The following is a 21132-nucleotide window of genomic DNA, read 5'->3' on the forward strand; positions in this document are numbered from 1 at the left end:
TGCGATCCTATTCGTAGCGAAGCGCCTGGACGGGATCGAGCCTGGAGGCCCGCCACGCCGGGAAGATGGTGGCGATGAAGGAGAGTGTCAGCGCCATGGTGACGACCGACACGGTTTCGCTGACGCTCATTTCGGCCGGCAGCTCGCTCAGGAAATAGAGTTCCGGGTTGAACAGGACGGTGCCCGAAATCCAGGAAAAGAACTGCCGGATCGATTCGATATTGAGGCAGACGAGAACGCCGAGCGCGACGCCTGCCAGCGTGCCGACCACGCCGATCGCCGCCCCCGTCATGAAGAAGATCCGCATGATAGAGCCGGAGCTTGCGCCCATCGTGCGCAGAATGGCGATATCCGATCCCTTGTCCTTCACCAGCATGATCAGGCCGGAAATGATGTTCAAGGCCGCGACAAGCACGATCAGCGTCAGGATCATGAACATGACGTTTCGCTCCACCTGAAGGGCGGAGAAGAAGGTCTGGTTGCGCTGGCGCCAGTCGGTGATGAAGATCTGCCGGCCGGCGGCCTGTTCGATCAGCGGCCTCAGGCTGTCGACCGCCTCCGGATCGTTGATGAACAGTTCGATCGACTGGACGATGCCTTCGGCATTGAAATAGAGCTGCGATTCTTCCAGCGGCATGTAGATCATCGACGCGTCATATTCCGACATGCCGATCTCAAAGATCCCCGAGACCGGGTAGGACTTGACGCGCGGATTGACGCCCATCGGCGTCACGTCGCCCTCCGGCGAGATCAGCGTGATCTGGTCGCCGGCGTTCAGACCTAACTGGGCTGCGAGCCTCGACCCGACCAGAACGCCCTGCCCCGAGGCAAAGCCGACGATATCGCCCTGCTTCACATTGCTGGAGACCTCGGTGAGCTTTTCGAGATCCTCGGCGCGCACGCCGCGCACCAGTGCACCGGAGCCAGCACCGCCACGGCCTGAGGCAAGCGTCTGGCCCTCGACGAGCGGCAGCGCCATGCGAACGCCCGGCACTTCGGCAAATCGCCTGGTCAACTCGGCGTAATCATTGAGCGGCGTGTCGATCGGTTGGACGATCATATGGCCGTTGATGCCGAGAATGCGGGAAATGAGTTCGGTACGAAAGCCGTTCATCACGGCCATCACGATGATCAGCGTCGCAACGCCGAGCATGATGCCGATGAAGGAAAAGCCGGCGATGACCGAAATGAAGGCTTCCTTGCGGCGCGAGCGAAGGTAGCGCCAGGCGACCATGCGCTCGAAGCTCGAAAAGGCTCCGGCGCGCGGGGCCTTTGGAGCCTTCTCCGCCTTTTCCTTCTCACCACCAGCCGCGACGCTCGCCATTCACGCTTTTCCTCGTTTTGTGAGTGAGACGCAGGCCAGCAGGCCCGTTCCTCACCCGATAGTTAGAACCGGAACGGCAATTGCCGTCAGCCGGTGATGCGGTTCAGTGCGGCCTCGAGGGTCATGACCTCGCGGGCACCGGTCTTGCGGTCCTTGACCTCGACTTCGCCGACGGCGGCAGAACGCGGACCGACGATGATCTGAACCGGTACGCCGATCAGATCGGCGGTGGCGAACTTCGTGCCGGCACGGTCATCGGTGTCGTCGTAAAGCACGTCCTTGCCGGCATTGCCGAGCGAGGCATAGAGATTTTCCGACAGGCGGTCGCAGGCTTCGTCACCCGGCTTCATGTTGATCACCACGACATCGAACGGTGCGACCGAGGCCGGCCAGATGATTCCGTTCTCGTCATGGGAGGCTTCGATGATGGCGGGAACGAGGCGGGTCGGGCCGATGCCGTAGGATCCCATGTGGACAAGGTGTTCCTTGCCGTCCGGTCCCTGCACCTTGGCACCCATCGGCTCGGAATACTTGGTTCCGAAATAGAAGATGTGGCCGACTTCGATACCGCGTGCCGACAGGCGATCGCCTTCCGGGATCGCATCGAATGCGGCTTCATCGTGCATTTCGGACGTTGCGGCGTAGACGGAGGTCCACTTGTCGAAGATCGCCTGCATGCCGGCAACGTCGTCGAAATCGACGTCGGCGGCCGGAATGTCGAAATTGACGAAATCGCGATGCGAGAAGACTTCCGATTCGCCGGTCTCGGCCAGGATGATGAACTCGTGGCTGTGGTTGCCGCCGATCGGGCCGGTGTCGGCACGCATCGGAATGGCGCGCAGGCCCAGACGATCGAAGGTGCGCAGGTAGGCCGCGAACATCTTGTTATAGGAGTGGACGGCCTCGTCCTTGGTCAGGTCGAAGGAATAGGCGTCCTTCATCAGGAATTCGCGCGAACGCATCGTGCCGAAGCGCGGACGGATCTCGTCGCGGAACTTCAGCTGGATGTGGTAGAGGTTCAGCGGCAGGCTCTTGTAGGACTTGACGTAGGACCGAAAGATATCCGTGACCATTTCCTCGTTGGTCGGGCCGTAGAGCATCGGGCGCTCCTGGCGGTCCTGTATGCGCAACATTTCCTTGCCATAGGCCTCGTAACGGCCGCTTTCCTGCCAGAGTTCGGCGGACTGCAGCGTCGGCATCAGAAGCTCGATGGCGCCGGCACGATCCTGTTCCTCGCGGATGATCTTGTTGACCTTGTCGAGAACGCGCTTGCCGAGCGGCAGCCAGGAATAGATGCCCTGGCTCTGCTGGCGCACCATGCCGGTGCGCAGCATCAGGCGATGCGAAACGATCTCCGCTTCCTTGGGGGTTTCCTTCAGGATGGGCATGAAATAGCGGGACAGGCGCATAGCGTTTTCCGAGGGTTACTGACCGTTCCGCATCAAACAGGAATCGGCCGATTTAAAGACCATTTGCGTGGCTTCATACCGGTTCCCTGCCCCCAAGGAAACCCGCGATCTCTGAAACGCTAGTGGATGAAATCAAACGCCCGACAAACGGATGGCGCGAAATCGCCTCGCTAATGAACGGAGGGGTGCGACATTTCCGCCGACAGTATTTTTTTCGCTTAAGTGTCGCAAATTTGCAAAAAAGTGGGTGACAAAGCCCAACCATTGAGCTAGTTTCAGCTCATAAAACAGGCATGAAGTTCAAATTCTTGCCAATCGCGGTAAAGTCTTGGGAGGATGAGATCTTAGGCGCGCTTGTCGCTGCCCCGGTAACGGTTGAGGATCACGCGAAACTGAAAAACAAGGCTTAAACGCCTTGTTTTTTTTTGGCTTGTAGACGGGCAAGGTGTCCATTCCTATCGCCAACCATGATGACAAGCCGATGACAGCCCAGCCCTAAAGCACGTCGCGATCTTTCAGATTCGCTCGCCGTGCTTCAGCTCATTGTTTTTGCGCATGTCTTTATCCCGAAACCGGCAACCACTTTCTGGAGACATGCCGTAGCGCCTTAAGACGTCGAGCCGAAATCCGGCACTATATCGGGGATGCTTCCGATGCCGAATCCGAAGTAGACGGATGCGAGATGGTAGGCCAGATAGATCGCCGCCGAAATCACGGTGGTCAGCAGGATCACCCGACCTCCCCTAAACCTTGCCGGTGCGCTCTCCACGGTCCCGAGCGTTATCTCGCCGTCCTCATGCTGGCTGCGATAACCGAGCGGCAGGACGATGAAGAGAACCGTCCACCAGAGAATGAAATAGATTGCGGCAACCGTCAGATAAGGCATGGGGTGCTCCCTCGCCCGTCCGTCAGGCCGGCCAGCCTGTTCATTCCTTGGCGACAGCGGCCTTGCGAAAATGATTCCGCCAAAGCGGCAAACCGTCTGTTTTCATTGACGATCATGACAGACATTAGACCTCCTCCAGTTCGATCAGCGTGCCGTTGAAATCCTTCGGGTGAAGGAAGAGGACCGGCTTGCCATGTGCACCGATCTTCGGCTTGCCATCGCCGAGAATGCGCGCGCCGGATGCGCGCAGCTGCTCGGCCGCCTTTTCGATATCCGCAGTCTCGTGGCAGATGTGGTGAATACCGCCTGACGGGTTACGCTCCAGAAAGGCGGCAATCGGGGAGCCATGGCCGAGCGGTTCGAGAAGTTCGATCTTGGTGTTCGCAAGCGTGACGAAAACGACTGTGACACCGTGCTCGGGCAGCGCCTGCGGCGCGGACACGTCGGCGCTCAGCGTATCGCGATAGATCGCGGCCGCCTCTTCGAGGATCGGCACTGCGATGGCGATGTGGTTGACGCGGCCGATCATCGTGATGCCCTCCCCCCGTTGAGGCAAAATCTCCCTCACCAACCAAATCCGAGGCCTAGCCTTCGGCCAGGATCCTGATTTTGTATCCTCTCCCACAAGGGGAGAGGTAGAAAGCCGAGGGTGCCGCGCCCTCCAGAATCTCTCTCCCTGCGGGAGAGATAGCGGCTTCAAAATCTTAGCCGAAGGCTAAATGTTCGAACTCGCAAGTGAGGGATCGGTCGGCACTCCTCAGCCAACCATCCCCACCGCCTTTACTGTACACGCGTCACGAACACCGTCACGACCGGCTTCTTGCCCCAAGCCAGGTTAGCGGCGGCACGAACTGCGCGGCGGACCGCTTCCCTTACCGTATCGATATCCTTGCGGCGGGCGCGCGGAATGCTTTCGACGGCGCCAAGGACGGCGTCGTAAAGGCCGTCTTCCATGTCTTCGCCCTCATCGTCGAATTCCGGCAGGCCGTAGGCGACCAGATCCGGGTCGGCGAGGAATTCAAAGCGCGCGTCGAGCAACACGTTGACCGAAACATGGCCGGCAAAGGACAGCTTGCGGCGGTCGCCGATGGCCATCTCGTCGAAATCGCCGATCAGCTTGCCGTCCTTGAAGATGCGGCCATGCGGGGCATCGTCGATGATTTCGGCCGGGCCAGGCGCAAGGCGCAATATGTTGCCGTTGCGCACGCGCGGGATCGTCTGGATGCCGGCGGATGCGCCGAGTTCGGCCTGTGCCGTCAGATGAGCGGCCTCGCCGTGAACCGGAACGAGGATCTGCGGCTTCGTCCACTCATACATCTTCAGAAGCTCGTTGCGGCGCGGGTGGCCGGAGACGTGAACGAGCGCATCACCGTCGCCGATGATGTTGACGCCCTGCTCGATCAGCGCATTCTTGATGTCGAGAATGCCTTTCTCGTTGCCGGGAATGGTGCGCGACGAGAAGACGACGGTGTCGCCCTTGGTGAGCGCTACATGGCGCATCTCGTCGCGGGAGATCTTTGCCAGCGCCGCACGCGGCTCGCCCTGGCTTCCGGTGAGGATGACGACGACCTTGTCACGCGGGATATAGCCGTATTCGTCCTCGGCGATGAAGGGTTTGAGCCCTTCCATGATGCCGATATCCTGAGCAACATTGACGACGCGCTTCAGCGAGGAACCGAGCAGCAGGACTTCACGGCCGGCAGCGTTCGCGGCTTCGGCGATCGAGCGGATACGGCCGACGTTAGAGGAGAAGGTGGTAACGGCGACCCTGCCCTCGGCCTTCTCGATAACGTCCTGAAGGCCCTTGGAGACTTCCTCTTCCGACGGCGAGACGCCTTCGCGCATGGCGTTCGTCGAGTCGCACATCAGTGCCAGCACGCCCTCTTCGCCGATGGCGCGGAAACGGTCCTCGTCGGTCAGCGGTCCAAGCGTCGGCTTGGCGTCGATCTTCCAGTCGCCGGTATGCACGACATTGCCGAGCGGGGTGCGGATGACGAGCGACATCGGCTCGGGGATCGAGTGGTTGACGCCGACGGCCTCAACCTCGAAGGGGCCGATGTTCACACGATCGCCCGCCTTGAAGATGGTGATCGGGATTTCGGCGCGGGTGCCTTCATACTTGCGCTTGGCTTCCAGCATGCCGGCGGTGAACGGCGAGGCATAGACCGGCACGTTGAGGCCGGGCCACAGGTCGTTCAGCGCGCCGTAGTGGTCCTCGTGCGCGTGGGTGATGATGATCGCCTTCAGGTTATTACGCTGTTTGGCGAGGAAACGGATATCGGGAAGGACCAGATCGACGCCCGGGAGATCGGGGCCTGGAAAGGTCACACCGGCATCGACCATGATCCACTGGCGCTTCTCAGCCGGCCCATAGCCGTAAAGAGCGAGGTTCATGCCGATCTCGCCCACGCCGCCCAGCGGCAGAAACACCAGTTCGTCTTGCTTTGCCATTCTTCTTCTTATTCCGTTTTGTGAAAGAATACATCTCCTGCCGCGATCGGCATCAGATGTCCATCCCCCTGGTCGAGAAGCAGGAGGCCTGTTTCGTCTATCCCGGCAAATATGCCCTTTATCGAACGATCTGGGAAATTGACGGTAATCTGCTCGCCGATGCCGCAGGCAAGCTCACGCCAGCGCGACACGATGCGGGCGGTGCCGCGCCCTTCATTCCATGATTCCAGAACCTCAGCCATAGATTTGAAAAGATGCGGGAAAAACTCATCCGGCGAGACAGCCGCGCCATGATCTGCGAGACGCGTGACGCCATAGGGCGCGTTGTCGGGCATGTGACGGATATTGATGCCGATGCCGATGACGAGGGCGCGCCGGCCATCCGGCAGCATTTCGGCCTCGAGCAGAATGCCGCATGTCTTGTTGCGGTCGATGAGGATGTCGTTCGGCCATTTGACCTGAAGCGCAGCCTCGCCCGGCGGCAGGACCGCTCGTACCGCATCATGCACGGCGACCGCGACGGCAAGCGGCAGCGAGGCCGTCATTTCCAGAGGGGCCGGATCGATGAGCAGCAGGGAGGAATAAAGGTTTCCCGGCTCAGACGTCCAGGCGCGCCCGCGGCGACCGCGGCCTTCCGTCTGGCGGGTGGCGGTCACCCACAACAAACCTGCATCGCCCGCGCGAGCGCGGGCGAGACATTCACTGTTTGTCGATCCGATATCGTCGAAGGCGACGTGACGGAACGCCTCCATGGAGAGGCGTCCGTTATGCGTGTTCATAATCAGAAGAAGGACCTTGCGGCTGCTGTTGCAGCGGTACCGATCGGACCGCCGATCAGAACATAGGCCGTAACGAACAGGCCGGAAAGGCCAAAGATCAGCCGAAGCTCGCCGGAGGTGCGGGCGAACTGGCCCTTGGCCTCATCGAACCACATCAGCTTGACGATACGCAGGTAGTAATAGGCACCGACGACCGAGGAGAGAACACCGATGATGGCGAGCGCGTAGAGCTTCGCCTCGATCGCTGCGACAAAGACGAAGTACTTTGCGAAAAAGCCTGCCAGCGGCGGGATGCCGGCCATCGAGAACATCAGTGCCGTCAGCACCAGCGCCATGAACGGGCGGGTGGAGAAGAGACCAGCGAGATCATCAACATTCTCGACATAGGAGCCGTCCTCGCGCTGCATCGCCATGATGCAGGCGAAAGCGCCAAGCGTCATGATCATGTAGATGGTCATGTAGAGCACCACGCCGGAGACGCCCGTCTCCGTGCCGGCGGAAAGGCCGACCAGCGCGTAACCCATGTGACCAATGGAGGAATAGGCCATCAGGCGCTTGATGTTCTTCTGGCCGATCGCGGCAAAGGAGCCGAGCAGCATCGAGGCAATCGCGACGAAGACGATGACCTGGCGCCAGTCGGAGATGATCGGCAGGAAGGCTTCCGAGACGATGCGCACCAGGATTGCCATGGCGGCGACCTTGGGGCCGGAGGCGAAGAAGGCCGTGACCGGGGTCGGTGCGCCTTCATAGACGTCCGGCGTCCACATGTGGAACGGCACGGCGGAGATCTTGAAGCAGGCGCCGGCAAGCACGAAGACCATGCCGAAGACGATGCCGAGCTGACGGCCTTCGGCTGTCAGAACGCGGGCGATCTCGTCGAAACCGGTATTGCCGGTGAAGCCGTAGATCAGCGACATGCCGTAAAGCATCATGCCGGACGACAGGGCGCCGAGAACGAAATACTTGAGGCCCGCCTCGGTCGAGCGCAGGCTGTCGCGGTTGAAGGCGGCGACGACATAGAGCGACAGCGACATGAGTTCGAGGCCCATATAGAGCGCGATCAGGTCGTTGGCGGAGATCAGCACCATCATGCCGAGCGTCGCGAGCACCAGCAGAACCGGGTATTCGAACTGGTCGAGCTTCTGCGAGCGGGCGCTCGACAGGGTCATGACCATGGCGACGATCGAGCCGGTGAGTGCCAGCAGCTTCATGAAGCGGCCGAACGGATCGAGCAGGAAGGCGCCGTTGAAGCCTTCGCCTTCGCCGGTGAAGAAGATGAGCCAGAGGCCGGCGACCGCAACGAGCGCGATCGACAGAATGGTCACGAGCATTGCCGAGTTCTTGCCGGTAAAGACGCCGACCATGAGCAGCGCCAGCGCGCCCACGGCAAGGATCACTTCCGGCATTGCCAGCTGCAGGCTGAGGGAAAGTAGTTCAGGGGTCATAGCCAGTCTCGTCCCGTCTCACTGCACATTGAGTGCAAGGTTCGCCGCCGCCTGCAGGGCTGCGGAGTAATTGTTGACCACGAGGTCCACCGAAGCCGCCGTCGCATCGAAGATCGGAGCAGGATAGACGCCGTAGAAGATGGTCAGCGCGATCAGCGGATAAAGGATGATCTTCTCGCGCGTCGAAAGGTCGAGCAGGCCCTTGAGGCTGTCCTTCTCCAGCGCGCCGAAGACGACGCGGCGGTAGAGCCACAGCGCATAGCAGGCCGAGAGGATGACGCCCGTTGCGGCAAACAGAGCCACCCAGGTGTTGACGCGGAAGACACCCATGATCGTCAGGAATTCGCCGATGAAGCCGGATGTGCCCGGCAGGCCGACGTTCGCCATGGTGAAGATCATGAAGGCGACGGCGTATTTCGGCATGTTGTTGACGAGGCCGCCATAAGCCGAGATTTCGCGGGTGTGGAGGCGGTCATAGACGACGCCGACGCAGAGGAACAGAGCGCCCGAAACAATGCCGTGCGACAGCATCTGGAAGATCGCGCCCTGTACGCCCTGCGTATTGGCCGCGAAGATACCCATCGTGACGTAACCCATGTGGGCGACCGACGAATAGGCGATCAGCTTCTTGATGTCGTCCTGCATCATCGCGACCAGCGAGGTGTAGATGATGGCGATGACCGACAGCGAGAAGACCATCGGCGCGAAGTAATCGGACGCCAGCGGGAACATCTGCAACAGGATGCGGATCATGCCGTAGCCGCCGAGCTTCAGCATGACGCCGGCAAGGATGACGGAGCCTGCGGTCGGAGCCTGAACGTGCGCGTCGGGAAGCCAGGTATGGACCGGCCACATCGGCATTTTGACGGCGAAGGCAGCGAAGCAGGCGAGCCAGAGCCAGGTCTGCATGCCGGACGGGAAGCCGAATTTCAGAAGCTCGGTCATGTCCGTCGTGCCGGCCTGCCAGTACATGGCCATGACGGCAAGCATCATCAGCACGGAACCGAGCAGCGTGTAGAGGAACAGCTTGTAGGACGCGTAGACACGATCCTTGCCACCCCACACGCCGATGATGATGAACATCGGGATCAGCGTCGCTTCGAAGAAGATGTAGAAGAGGACGATATCGAGGCCGACGAAGACACCGGTCATGGCCACCTGCAGCAGCAGGAAGGCGATCATGTATTCCTTGATGCGCTTCTCGATGGCATTCCAGCTGGCCAGAACGCAGAAGGGCATGAGGAAGGTCGTCAGGATGACGAACAGCATGGAAATGCCGTCGACGCCAAGGTGATAGGCGATACCCGTGCCGAGCCACTCGTGCTTTTCGACCATCTGGAAACCGGGATCCGAATTATCGAAGCCGATCCAGATGAACAGCGACAGGATGAAGGTCACCACCGTCGTTGCAAGCGAGATATAGAGAACATTGCGGCGACCGTTTTCCCCCTGCCCGTTCATGAGCAGCAGGAGGAGAACGCCGACCAGCGGCAGGAAGGTGACTGTCGAGAGAATTGGCCAGTCGGTCATTACATGGAGCTCCCGAGCATCATCCAGGTCACAAGGGCGGCGATGCCGATCATCATTGCGAAGGCGTAGTGATAAAGATAACCGGACTGCAGCTTGACCACCCGGTTGGTGACGTCGACCACGCGGGCGGCAACGCCGTTCGGGCCGTAGGCATCGATGACCGCGACATCGCCCTTCTTCCAAAGGAACCGGCCAAGCGCCTTGGCGGAGCGGACGAAGAGGAAGTCGTAAAGTTCGTCAAAGTACCACTTGTTGAGCAGGAATTCGTAGAGCACGCGCTGCGAGGCTGCGAGGCGCTTCGGGGTTTCCGGCGACTTGATGTAGAAGTACCAGGAGGTGGCAAGGCCGATCAGCATGGCGACGAAGGGCGAAAGCTTGACCCAGACCGGCACGTAGTGGAACTCGTGAACCAGATGGTTGTCTTCCGCGGTGAACAGCGCGCCCTTCCAGAACACGTCATATTCGTGGCCGTAGAAATATTCCTTGAAGACGAAGCCTGCGATGACCGCGCCGATGCCGAGGATATAGAGCGGCACGAGCATGACCTGCGGGCTTTCATGCACATGGTGCATGACTTCGTGGCTGGCACGCGGCTTGCCGAAGAAAGTCAGGAAGATCAGGCGCCACGAGTAGAAGCTGGTGAACATCGCGGCGATGACGAGCAGCGTGAAGGCAAAGCCCGACACTGCCGAATGCGATGCGAAGGTGGCTTCGATGATGAAGTCCTTGGAGAAGAAGCCGGCAAAGCCGATCGAAGTCAGCGGAATGCCGACGCCGGTGATAGCGAGCGTGCCGAGCATCATCATCCAGAACGTCACCTTGATGTGCGGACGAAGGCCGCCCATGTGACGCATGTCCTGTTCGCCGTCGACCGCATGGATGACCGAGCCGGCGCATAGGAACAAAAGCGCCTTGAAGAAGGCGTGGGTGAAGAGGTGGAAGACGGCTGCACCATAAGCGCCAACGCCGAGTGCGACAAACATGTAGCCGAGCTGCGAGCAGGTCGAATAGGCGATGACGCGCTTGATGTCGTTCTGAACGAGGCCGACGGTTGCCGCGAAGAAGGCGGTGATGGCGCCGATGACGGTGACGACAGTCAGGGCATCATGCGACAGTTCGAAGATCGGCGACATGCGGGCGACGAGGAAGACGCCGGCGGTGACCATGGTTGCGGCATGGATGAGGGCCGAGACCGGGGTCGGGCCTTCCATCGCGTCCGGCAGCCAGGTGTGCAGCAGGAACTGCGCCGACTTACCCATCGCACCCATGAAGAGCAGAAGGCAGGTGACGGTGAGCGCACTGCTCCTGGTCAGTTCCATGCCGAAGAAGTTGACGACGATCGCGTTGGCGTCGGCGGCACCTTCGGCCGGCAGATAGGTCGCGGCGGCCGCAAAGATCGTTTCGAAATTGATCGAGCCGAAGAGGACGAAGACGCCGGCAATGCCGAGGATGAAGCCGAAGTCGCCGACGCGGTTGACGATGAAGGCCTTCATCGCCGCACCCGAGGCCGACGGCTTCTTGAACCAGAAGCCGATCAGCAGGTAGGAGGCAAGACCGACGCCTTCCCAGCCGAAGAACATCTGAAGCAGGTTATCCGACGTGATGAGCATCAGCATCGCGAAGGTGAAGAGAGACAGATAGGCGAAGAAGCGCGGCCGATGCGGATCGTGGTGCATGTAGCCGATCGAATAGACATGCACGAGCGTCGAGACGGTGTTGACGACGACGAACATGATCGACGACAGCGTGTCGATTCGTAAGGCCCATTCAACGTCGATGCCGCCGGACTGGATCCAGCGCAGGACGGAGACCTTGATGACTTCGCCGCTCTCGCCGTGGTGCAGAGCCACGTTGAAGAAGACGATCCACGACAGGATGGCGGCGATGATCATCAGGCCGCTGGTGACGTATTCGGATGCCTTGGCGCCGATCTGACGACCGAAAAGGCCGGCGATCAGGAAGCCGATCAGGGGAAGAAAGACGATTGCCTTGTAGATCATGACCCGATCAGCCCTTCATCATATTGACGTCTTCGACCGCGATCGAGCCGCGGTTGCGATAGAAGACGACGAGAATTGCAAGACCGATGGCGGCTTCCGCTGCCGCAACGGTCAGAATGAACAATGCGAAGACCTGGCCGACGATGTCGTTCAGGAAGGACGAGAAGGCCACCATATTGAGGTTGACCGACAGGAGGATCAATTCAACCGACATCAAAATGATGATAACGTTCTTGCGGTTCAGGAAGATACCGAAGACGCCGATCGTGAAGAGGATCGCGCTGACCGTGAGATAATGGGAAAGACCGATTTCCATTTTTCTGTTCCTTGCTCCCGCTGTCTCTAGAGGCCCTGGCCCGACTTCACCTTGACCACCTCGACGGCGGTTTCGGGCGTGCGGGCGACCTGGCGCGAGATATCCTGTCGCTTGACGTTCTGGCGGTGACGCAGCGTCAATACGATCGCTCCGATCATCGCGACCAGCAGCACCAGACCGGCGAGCTGGAAGAAATAGACGTAATTTGTATAGAGCACGTCGCCCAGCGCCGCCGTGTTGGTGCGTTCCGCCGGGTTGGGGATCGGCATGGTGATAGAGCTTGCTGCCTGGGGCGACAGAACACTGCCGCCGATGACGACGATAAGCTCGGCCGCAACGATCAGGCCGACCAGCACGCCGATCGGCGCGTTGCGCATGAAGCCGGTCCGCAATTCGGCGAAGTCGATGTCGAGCATCATGACGACGAAGAGGAAGAGCACCGCGACCGCGCCGATATAGACGACGAGCAGAATCATCGCCAGGAACTCCGCACCGGTCAGCAGAAAGAGACCCGCCGCGTTGAAGAAGACGAGGATGAGGTACAGCACCGAGTGCACCGGGTTCTTGGCCGATACGACCATGAACGCCGACGCCACTGCGACGAACGCGAAGAGATAGAAGAATATAGCCTGCAGACCCATCGTGGTGCCTTCTCGTCCCTCGTCGGGGTCGGGCTTCCCGCCCTACCCGCCTGGCCGATGCTGATCGAGCATCGGAACTAAACTCTGATAAGCCGGCGCCTTGTGGCTACCGGCGGACGCGCCTTAACGGTAAGGCGAGTCGATTGCGATGTTGCGGGCGATTTCCCGCTCCCAGCGGTCGCCATTTTCCAGGAGGCGCGCCTTGTCGAAATAGAGCTCCTCGCGGGTTTCCGTCGAGAACTCGAAATTCGGCCCTTCGACGATCGCGTCGACCGGGCAGGCTTCCTGGCAGAAACCGCAATAGATGCACTTCACCATGTCGATGTCGTAGCGCACCGTGCGGCGGGTACCGTCGTTACGGCGCGGGCCGGCTTCGATGGTGATCGCCTGAGCTGGACAGATCGCCTCGCACAGCTTGCAGGCGATGCAGCGCTCTTCACCGTTCGGATAACGGCGCAGCGCATGCTCGCCGCGGAAGCGCGGGGAAACCGGCCCCTTCTCGAACGGATAGTTGATCGTGGCCTTCTGCTTGAAGAAATAGCGCATCGACAGGAAGAAGGCGGCGACGAATTCCTTCAGGAACAGCGAGTTGATAGCCTGTGCAATAGCCATCTTATTCTCCAATCACGAGGCGGGCGGTCGGGATCATCATCATGCCCATCCCGTCAGCTTCAGTGTAAATGCAACGATGACGACCATGGCGAGCGAGAGCGGAAGGAACACCTTCCAGCCGAGGCGCATCAGCTGGTCATAGCGGTAGCGCGGTACGAATGCCTTCACCATGGCGAACATGAAGAAGACGAAACCGACCTTGAGCAGGAACCAGATGATGCCCGGTACCCAGTTGATGAGCCAGAAATCGACCGGGGGCAGCCAGCCGCCGAGGAAAAGGATCGTCGTCAGCGAGCAGATGAGCATGATGGCGGCATATTCGCCGAGCATCAGCATCATGTACGGGGCGGACGCGTATTCGACCATGTAACCGGCGACGAGTTCGGATTCTGCTTCCGGAAGGTCGAAGGGCGGACGGTTGGTTTCAGCCAGACCCGAGATGAAGAAGATCACGAACATCGGGAAGAGCGACAGCCAGTGCCAGTCGAGGAAGGAATTCGGCAGGCCAAGCTTGGTGCCGAGGCCGTCCTGCTGGGCATAGACGATATCCGTCAGGTTGAGCGAGCCGACGCAGAGAAGCACCGCGACGATGACGAAGCCGATCGAGACTTCGTAGGAGACCATCTGCGCCGCCGAGCGCAGCGCGCCGAGGAACGGATATTTCGAGTTCGACGCCCAGCCGGCCATGATGATGCCGTAGACTTCGAGCGATGAGATCGCGAAGACGTACAGAATGCCGACATTGATGTTGGCGACGACCCAGCCATCGTTGAGCGGGATGACCGCCCATGTGGCGAGCGCCAGCGTCACAGAGACAAGCGGGGCAAGCAGGAAGACGCCCTTGTTGGCGCCGGCCGGAATGATCGGCTCCTTGAAGACGAACTTCATCAGGTCGGCGAAGGACTGGAAGAGGCCGAAGGGACCGACGACGTTCGGGCCGCGGCGCAGCTGGACGGCAGCCCAGATCTTGCGGTCGGCAAGAATGACGTAGGCCACGGTGACCAACAGGCAGACGAGCAGCAGCAGAGACTGACCAACCATGATCAGCGCAGGCCAGACATAGGTCCAGAAGAACGAGTCCATATTCATATTACTCCGCCGCAGCCTGGAAATTGTTGCGGGCCAGCGCCGAGCATTCCGCCATGACGGCAGATGCGCGAGCGATCGGGTTTGTCAGATAGAAGTCCTTGACCGAGGAGACGAAGCCGTTCTTCGACATGGCGCCTGCAGCCTTCTGGCCGAAGGCAGCGATGTCATCGACAGAGCCGGCTGCGATTTCATCGATCGCCGCGAAATGCGGATAGTCCTGATAGAGTTTCGCACGCAGGGCCTGGAGGCTGTCGTAAGGCAGCTTCTTGCCCAGCACGTCCGACAGCGCACGCAGGATCGCCCATTCCTCGCGGGCATCGCCCGGTGCGAAGCCGGCGCGGTTGCCCATCTGGACGCGGCCTTCGGTGTTGACCCAGGTGCCGGACTTTTCGGTATAGGCCGCACCCGGCAGGATGACGTCGGCCGCCATCGCGCCCGCATCGCCGTGGCTGCCGATATAGACGGTGAGCTTGGCATACTTGGTGGCGAATTCCATTTCGTCGGCGCCGAGCAGGAAGAGAACATCCATCGACTTCAGCATGGTGGCGGCATTGGCACCCTTGGCGCCCGGCACGAAGCCAAGATCGAGGCCGCCGACGCGCGAGGCTGCGGTGTGGAGGACGGCGAGACCGTTCCACTCTTCCGTCAACGCGCCGACCGAGCCTGCGAGCTGCGAGGCTGCCTGAAGGATCGCCAGACCATCCGGACGGGCCAGAGCCCCCTGCCCTACGATGATCATCGGGTTCTTCACGCCACGCAGCTTTTCAGCGAAGCTGTTTGCGCCCGATGCGAGATCGGAAAGCGTTTCCGGACCGGCGCCGAGATAGTCGTAAGGATAGCGCAGTTCGTTGACTTCGCCGATCACGCCGATCGGGAAATTGCCGCGGCGGAAACGCTTGCGGATACGGGCATTGAGCACAGCGGCTTCCAGGCGCGGGTTGGCGCCGATGATGAGCAGCGCGCCGGCCTGTTCGATGCCTTCGATCGTCGGGTTGAAGATGTAGCTTGAGCGGCCGAGCGACGGATCGAGCGCCGTTCCATCCTGGCGACAGTCGTGGTTTTCCGATCCGAGCGAGGACAGCAGCGACTTCAGGGCGTACATTTCCTCGACCGAAGCGAGGTCGCCGGCGATCGCGCCGATCTTGTCGCCCGAGGTGGCAGAAACGGCCGTCTTGATGGCGCCGAACGCTTCACCCCAGGTGGCAGGCTGCAGGCGGCCGTCGCGGCGCACATAGGGGCGGTCAAGACGCTGGGTCTTCAGGCCGTCCCAGATGAAGCGGGTCTTGTCGGAGATCCACTCCTCGTTCACCTGTTCGTTGACGCGCGGCATGATGCGCATGACTTCGCGGCCACGGGTATCGACGCGGATGGCGGAGCCGACAGCGTCCATGACGTCGATCGATTCCGTTTTGCCGAGTTCCCACGGACGGGCGGTGAAGGCGAAGGGTTTTGAGGTGAGCGCGCCGACCGGGCACAGGTCAACGACGTTGCCCTGCAGTTCCGAGGTCATGGCGTGTTCGAGATAGGTGGTGATCTCGGCGTCCTCACCACGACCGATCAGGCCGAGTTCGGAAATGCCGCCGACTTCCGTCGTGAAGCGAACGCAGCGCGTGCAGTGGATGCAGCGGTTCATCACGGTCTTGACGAGCGGGCCGATATACTTGTCCTCGACGGCGCGCTTGTTCTCACCGTAGCGGGAACTGTCGATGCCGAAGGCCATGGCCTGGTCCTGCAGGTCGCATTCGCCACCCTGGTCGCAGATCGGGCAATCCAGCGGGTGGTTGATGAGCAGGAATTCCATCACGCCTTCGCGGGCCTTCTTGACCATAGGCGTGTTGGTGAAGACTTCCGGCAGCTCGCCATTCGGGCCGCCACGGATGTCGCGCACGCCCATGGCGCAGGATGCCGCCGGCTTCGGCGGGCCACCCTTCACCTCGATGAGGCACATGCGGCAGTTGCCCGCCACGGAAAGACGTTCATGAAAACAAAAGCGCGGGATCTCGGCGCCGGCCTCCTCACACGCCTGAAGCAGCGTGAAATGATCCGGGACTTCGATTTCCTTGCCGTCTACCTTCAGCTTCGTCATCGTATCACTTACGTCCTGTGTTCGACCCGGACCTCGACCCGGTATTCATTCCATTTCGACAGCCGGTCGCCTGCTTTTGGCAAGCGTTACTCGGCCGCCTCCATGACGGCGCCTACAGACGTCGCATTGTGCGTGTACTGGTCGATCCGCGCCTCGATTTCCGGGCGGAAGTTGCGGATCAGACCCTGGATCGGCCAGGCGGCAGCATCGCCGAGCGCACAGATCGTGTGGCCTTCGATCTGCTTGGACACCTGGAACAGCATGTCGATTTCGCGCTTCTGGGCATTGCCGCGGACCATGCGCTCAAGAACGCGCATCATCCAGCCGGTGCCTTCGCGGCACGGCGTGCACTGGCCGCAGCTCTCGTGCTTGAAGAAGGCCGCGATGCGCCAGATCGCCTTGATGACGTCCGTCGACTTGTCCATGACGATCATGCCGCCGGTACCGAAGGAGGATTTCACCTCGCGCATGCCGTCAAAATCCATGATCGCGTCGGCCATGTCTTCGCCGCGGACGATCGGGCAGGATGCGCCGCCCGGAATGACGCCAAGCAGGTTGTCCCATCCGCCGCGGATACCGCCGCAATGATGTTCGATGATCTCGCGGAAGGACAGGCCCATCGCTTCTTCGAACGTGCAGGGCTTGTTGACGTGGCCGGAGACCATGAACAGCTTGGTGCCGACATTGTTCGGACGACCGATCGCGGAGAACCAGGAGGCGCCGCGACGCAGAATGGTCGGTGCAACGGCGATGGATTCGACGTTGTTGACCGTGGTCGGGCAGCCGTAGAGACCCATGTTGGCCGGGAACGGCGGCTTGAGGCGCGGCTGGCCCTTCTTGCCTTCGAGGCTTTCGAGCAGCGCCGTCTCTTCACCGCAGATATAGGCACCCGCGCCATGGTGGACGTAGATGTCGTAATCCCAGCCGTTCTTGTTGTTCTTGCCTAGAAGACCCGCGGCATAGCATTCGTCGATCGCGGCCTGCAGGGCTTCGCGTTCTCGCATGTATTCGCCGCGGACATAGATGTAGGCGGTGTGTGCGCCCATGGCAAAACCGGCGATCACGCAGCCTTCGATCAGCGTATGCGGATCGTTGCGCATGATTTCGCGGTCCTTGCAGGTACCGGGCTCGGATTCGTCGGCATTGACGACGAGATAGTGCGGGCGACCATCCGATTCCTTCGGCATGAAGGACCATTTCAGGCCGGTCGGGAAGCCTGCACCACCCCGACCACGAAGGCCGGATGCCTTCATCTCGTTGATGATCCAGTCACGACCGTTTTCGATGATCGTCTTGGTGCCATCCCAGTGGCCACGGCTCATCGCGCCCTTCAGGGACTTGTCCTTGAGGCCGTAGATGTTGGTGAAGATGCGATCCTGATCCTTAAGCATGTTTCACCTCTCAGCGCGGCTTCTTGCCGAAGACTTTAATGTATTCGGCTTCGCCACCCTTGGCGAGCGCCTTGGCCTGCTTGACCCAGTCGTCACGGTCGATGCGGCCCTTGAAATTCAGGTAGCCGTCGACCCATTCGCGTTCGGCCTTCTTCCAGCCCGCCACCTGGGCGAAGGTGTAGATGCCGAGTTCGTGCAGCGTGCCTTCGATCTTCGGGCCAACGCCGGAGATGAGTTTGAGGTCATCGAGCGCTTCCGGCTTGTCGATGCCCTTCGGACGGTTCTTGTCTTCGAGAGACGGTTTTTCGGCCTTCGGCGCCGCAGCGGCCTTGGGGGCGACAGGTGCGCCCTCGGCGGTGCTGCCGGGTGTCTTGTCGGTCGGCGTGGCGGAGGCTTTGGCGGCAGACCCTTCGGCTTCGGCAGCTTTGGCGTTCTTCGCGGCAGCATTCGGTGCCGTCACCGGGGTCTTCAGCGACTTGTCGGTTTCAGGCGCCGTGTCCTTGGGACGCGCAGCTTCCGCCGGCGGAACCGATGCGGCATCTTCCACAGGCTCCGGCTTCGGCTCCAGATTGGTGCGGACGGGCTTGATCTCGTCGAGCAGCGTCACCGGGCCACCTGCGGGGGCGGATTCGTGACGATCGGTCTGCGGGCCGGTCTTGACGTCGGCACCCTTGCCGGCGTCGAACTGGTCGATGATCTCTTCCAGGCGCTCGGGCGTCAGGTCCTCGTAGGCATCCTTGAAGATGATGACCATCGGCGCGTTGACGCAGGCGCCCTGACATTCGACCTCTTCCCAGGACAGCGTGCCACTCTCGTTCTGGTGCAGCGGATCGTGGTGGATCTTCCTGCGACAGACGTTGATGAGGTCTTCGGCGCCGCGCAGCATGCAGGGCGTCGTGCCGCAGACCTGGATATGGGCGCGGGTGCCGATCGGCTTCAGCTGGAACTGGGTGTAGAAGGTCGCCACTTCCATGACGCGGATGAAGGCCATGTCGAGCTTGGCTGCGATATGTTCGATCGCCGAGCGGGTAACCCAGCCGTCCTGTTCCTGCGCTCGCATGAGCAGCGGGATGACGGCGGACTGCTGCCGGCCTTCCGGATACTTCCTGATCGTTGCCTCGGCCCAAGCCGCGTTTTCTTCGTTGAAGGCGAAGTTAGCGGGCTGGAACTGTTCTTCGGCTAGTCGACGAACGGACATTCTTTCTCACGCCTTATCAGTTTATTGAGACACGCCGCGCAGCCGCCGGAGCGAATGTCGCGGGTATAGAGGCAAGGTGTTTTGCGATGACGGGCGCCATCAGCGGTCAACCTCACCGAAAACGATGTCGAGCGAGCCGAGCACGGCGGAGACGTCCGCGAGCTGGTGGCCACGACAGATGAAATCCATAGCCTGCAGATGCGCATAACCCGGAGCGCGGATCTTGCAGCGATAGGGCTTGTTGGTGCCATCTGCGACGAGGAAGACGCCGAACTCGCCCTTCGGCGCCTCGACGGCCGCATAAACCTCGCCGGCCGGCACATGATAGCCTTCGGTGTAGAGCTTGAAGTGGTGGATGAGCGCTTCCATCGACCGCTTCATCTCGCCGCGCTTCGGGGGCACGACCTTGCCGTCGGTGGCCGAGAACGGGCCGACCTTGGCATCGGACAGCAGGCGGTTGACGCACTGCTTCATGATCTTGCAGGCTTCGCGCATCTCGATCATGCGGATCAGGTAACGGTCGTAGCAATCGCCGTTCTTGCCGATAGGGATGTCGAAATCCAGATCCGCATAGCATTCGTAGGGCTGCGACTTGCGCAGGTCCCATGCAGCGCCGGAGCCGCGGACCATGACGCCGGAGAAGCCCCAGGCCCAGGCATCGTCGAGGCTGACGACGCCGATATCGACGTTACGCTGCTTGAAGATGCGGTTGCCGGTCAGAAGGTCGTCGATATCGTCGAGCTTGGCCGGGAATTCGTCGCACCACTTGCCGATATCCTCGACCAGTTCATGCGGCAGGTCCTGGTGGACGCCGCCCGGGCGGAAATAGGCGGCGTGCATGCGCGCGCCGCAGGCCCGCTCGTAGAACACCATCAGCTTTTCGCGTTCCTCGAAGCCCCAGAGCGGCGGCGTCAGCGCGCCGACGTCCATGGCCTGGGTCGTGACGTTGAGGAGATGCGAGAGGATGCGGCCGATTTCCGAATAGAGCACGCGAATGAGCTGGCCACGGATCGGGATCTTGATGTCGAGCATCTTCTCGACCGCAAGCGCATAGGCGTGTTCCTGGTTCATCGGCGCGACGTAATCGAGACGGTCGAAATAGGGCACAGCCTGGAGATAGGTCTTCGTCTCGATCAGCTTTTCGGTGCCGCGATGCAGCAGGCCGATATGCGGATCGACGCGCTCGACGATCTCGCCATCGAGCTCAAGCACCAATCGAAGAACGCCGTGCGCCGCAGGATGCTGGGGCCCGAAGTTTATGTTAAAATTGCGTACGTTGTGCTCAGTCATGCTGCTTGCTCCGTGCCCGTAGGCGTCAAGCGAAAGAAGATGCGTTCAGTCCGGCGCGACTTCGCGCCAGTATCCAGTCTCAGCTATTGGCCTTCTCATCCCCAGGCAGAACGTAATCCGTTCCCTCCCACGGGCTCATGAAGTCGAAGCTGCGGAATTCCTGACGCAGCTCGACGGGTTCGTAGACGACGCGCTTGAGGCTGTCGTCGTAGCGAACCTCGACGAATCCGGTCGTCGGGAAGTCCTTGCGAAGCGGATGACCTTCGAAGCCGTAATCCGTGAGGATCCGGCGAAGGTCAGGGTGGCCGGTGAACAGGATGCCGTACATGTCCCAGGCTTCGCGCTCGAACCAGTCGGCGCCGGGGAAGACCGGGAATGCGGACGGGACCGCCTCGTCCTCCGCCGTCGCCAGCTTGACGCGGATGCGCAGGTTCCTCGTCGGCGACATCAGGTGATAGACGACATCGAAGCGTTTTGGGCGCGCGGGATAATCGACACCGCAGATGTCGATAAAGCTGACGAAACCACAGCGGGCGTCGTCGCGCAGGAAGGTCAGGAGCTCGATGATGCTCTCGCCATTGGTGACGAGCGTCAGCTCGTCATAGGCAAAGATAGCATCCTCGACCAGCGACGCACGCGCTTCGCGGATGTAGGTCGAAAGTTCGGTCAGGGCTTCAGTCATCAT

General features: G+C 60.8%; 18 protein-coding genes. All 18 read right to left on the minus strand.

The window, feature by feature from the left end:
* Positions 1–7 precede the first annotated feature (7 nt).
* Complete coding sequence (locus AC0JZ4_RS16850) at positions 8–1324, minus strand: lipoprotein-releasing ABC transporter permease subunit (protein WP_471887471.1); 1317 nt, start codon at positions 1322–1324, stop codon at positions 8–10.
* An 86-nt stretch (positions 1325–1410) separates the two neighbouring features.
* Complete coding sequence (gene proS / locus AC0JZ4_RS16855) at positions 1411–2733, minus strand: proline--tRNA ligase (RefSeq protein WP_471887472.1); 1323 nt, start codon at positions 2731–2733, stop codon at positions 1411–1413.
* Positions 2734–3340: 607 nt separating this feature from the next.
* On the minus strand, positions 3341–3619 hold the full coding sequence (locus AC0JZ4_RS16860) for a DUF1467 family protein (protein WP_471887473.1): 279 nt from the start codon (positions 3617–3619) through the stop codon (positions 3341–3343).
* A gap of 124 nt (positions 3620–3743) precedes the next feature.
* Positions 3744–4148 (minus strand): methylmalonyl-CoA epimerase, encoded by a 405-nt coding sequence (gene mce / locus AC0JZ4_RS16865; RefSeq protein ID WP_471887474.1) that lies wholly within the window; start codon positions 4146–4148, stop codon positions 3744–3746.
* Between the two features lie 251 nt (positions 4149–4399).
* Positions 4400–6070 (minus strand): ribonuclease J, encoded by a 1671-nt coding sequence (locus AC0JZ4_RS16870; RefSeq protein WP_471887475.1) that lies wholly within the window; start codon positions 6068–6070, stop codon positions 4400–4402.
* Between the two features lie 8 nt (positions 6071–6078).
* Positions 6079–6849: a biotin--[acetyl-CoA-carboxylase] ligase gene (locus tag AC0JZ4_RS16875; protein WP_471887476.1), complete on the minus strand. Its 771-nt coding sequence runs from the start codon at positions 6847–6849 to the stop codon at positions 6079–6081.
* Positions 6850–6851: 2 nt separating this feature from the next.
* Positions 6852–8294: an NADH-quinone oxidoreductase subunit NuoN gene (gene nuoN / locus AC0JZ4_RS16880; protein ID WP_471887477.1), complete on the minus strand. Its 1443-nt coding sequence runs from the start codon at positions 8292–8294 to the stop codon at positions 6852–6854.
* An 18-nt stretch (positions 8295–8312) separates the two neighbouring features.
* The gene (locus AC0JZ4_RS16885; RefSeq protein ID WP_471887478.1) at positions 8313–9824 is read right to left on the minus strand and encodes an NADH-quinone oxidoreductase subunit M; all 1512 of its coding nucleotides are present in this window, start codon (positions 9822–9824) and stop codon (positions 8313–8315) included.
* The gene (gene nuoL, locus AC0JZ4_RS16890; RefSeq protein ID WP_471887479.1) at positions 9824–11824 is read right to left on the minus strand and encodes an NADH-quinone oxidoreductase subunit L; all 2001 of its coding nucleotides are present in this window, start codon (positions 11822–11824) and stop codon (positions 9824–9826) included. Before nuoL ends, AC0JZ4_RS16885 begins: the two co-directional genes overlap by 1 nt.
* Before the next feature lie 7 nt (positions 11825–11831).
* Positions 11832–12140: an NADH-quinone oxidoreductase subunit NuoK gene (gene nuoK / locus AC0JZ4_RS16895; RefSeq protein ID WP_093003032.1), complete on the minus strand. Its 309-nt coding sequence runs from the start codon at positions 12138–12140 to the stop codon at positions 11832–11834.
* A 26-nt stretch (positions 12141–12166) separates the two neighbouring features.
* Positions 12167–12781, minus strand: a complete 615-nt coding sequence (locus tag AC0JZ4_RS16900; RefSeq protein WP_471887480.1) for an NADH-quinone oxidoreductase subunit J — start codon at positions 12779–12781, stop codon at positions 12167–12169.
* A 123-nt stretch (positions 12782–12904) separates the two neighbouring features.
* On the minus strand, positions 12905–13393 hold the full coding sequence (gene nuoI, locus AC0JZ4_RS16905) for an NADH-quinone oxidoreductase subunit NuoI (RefSeq protein ID WP_471887481.1): 489 nt from the start codon (positions 13391–13393) through the stop codon (positions 12905–12907).
* Between the two features lie 39 nt (positions 13394–13432).
* A complete protein-coding gene (gene nuoH, locus AC0JZ4_RS16910; RefSeq protein ID WP_471887923.1) occupies positions 13433–14476 on the minus strand; it encodes an NADH-quinone oxidoreductase subunit NuoH in 1044 nt (347 codons plus the stop codon).
* 7 nt (positions 14477–14483) lie between these two features.
* Positions 14484–16568 (minus strand): NADH-quinone oxidoreductase subunit NuoG, encoded by a 2085-nt coding sequence (gene nuoG / locus AC0JZ4_RS16915; RefSeq protein WP_471887482.1) that lies wholly within the window; start codon positions 16566–16568, stop codon positions 14484–14486.
* A gap of 86 nt (positions 16569–16654) precedes the next feature.
* Positions 16655–17959 (minus strand): NADH-quinone oxidoreductase subunit NuoF, encoded by a 1305-nt coding sequence (gene nuoF, locus AC0JZ4_RS16920; RefSeq protein WP_471887483.1) that lies wholly within the window; start codon positions 17957–17959, stop codon positions 16655–16657.
* Between the two features lie 10 nt (positions 17960–17969).
* The gene (locus AC0JZ4_RS16925) at positions 17970–19157 is read right to left on the minus strand and encodes an NADH-quinone oxidoreductase subunit E (RefSeq protein WP_471887484.1); all 1188 of its coding nucleotides are present in this window, start codon (positions 19155–19157) and stop codon (positions 17970–17972) included.
* Between the two features lie 99 nt (positions 19158–19256).
* Complete coding sequence (locus AC0JZ4_RS16930) at positions 19257–20447, minus strand: NADH-quinone oxidoreductase subunit D (RefSeq protein ID WP_471887485.1); 1191 nt, start codon at positions 20445–20447, stop codon at positions 19257–19259.
* A 79-nt stretch (positions 20448–20526) separates the two neighbouring features.
* A complete protein-coding gene (locus tag AC0JZ4_RS16935; RefSeq protein ID WP_471887486.1) occupies positions 20527–21129 on the minus strand; it encodes an NADH-quinone oxidoreductase subunit C in 603 nt (200 codons plus the stop codon).
* Positions 21130–21132 lie beyond the last annotated feature (3 nt).

This window comes from [Rhizobium] kunmingense, from assembly GCF_977018605.1.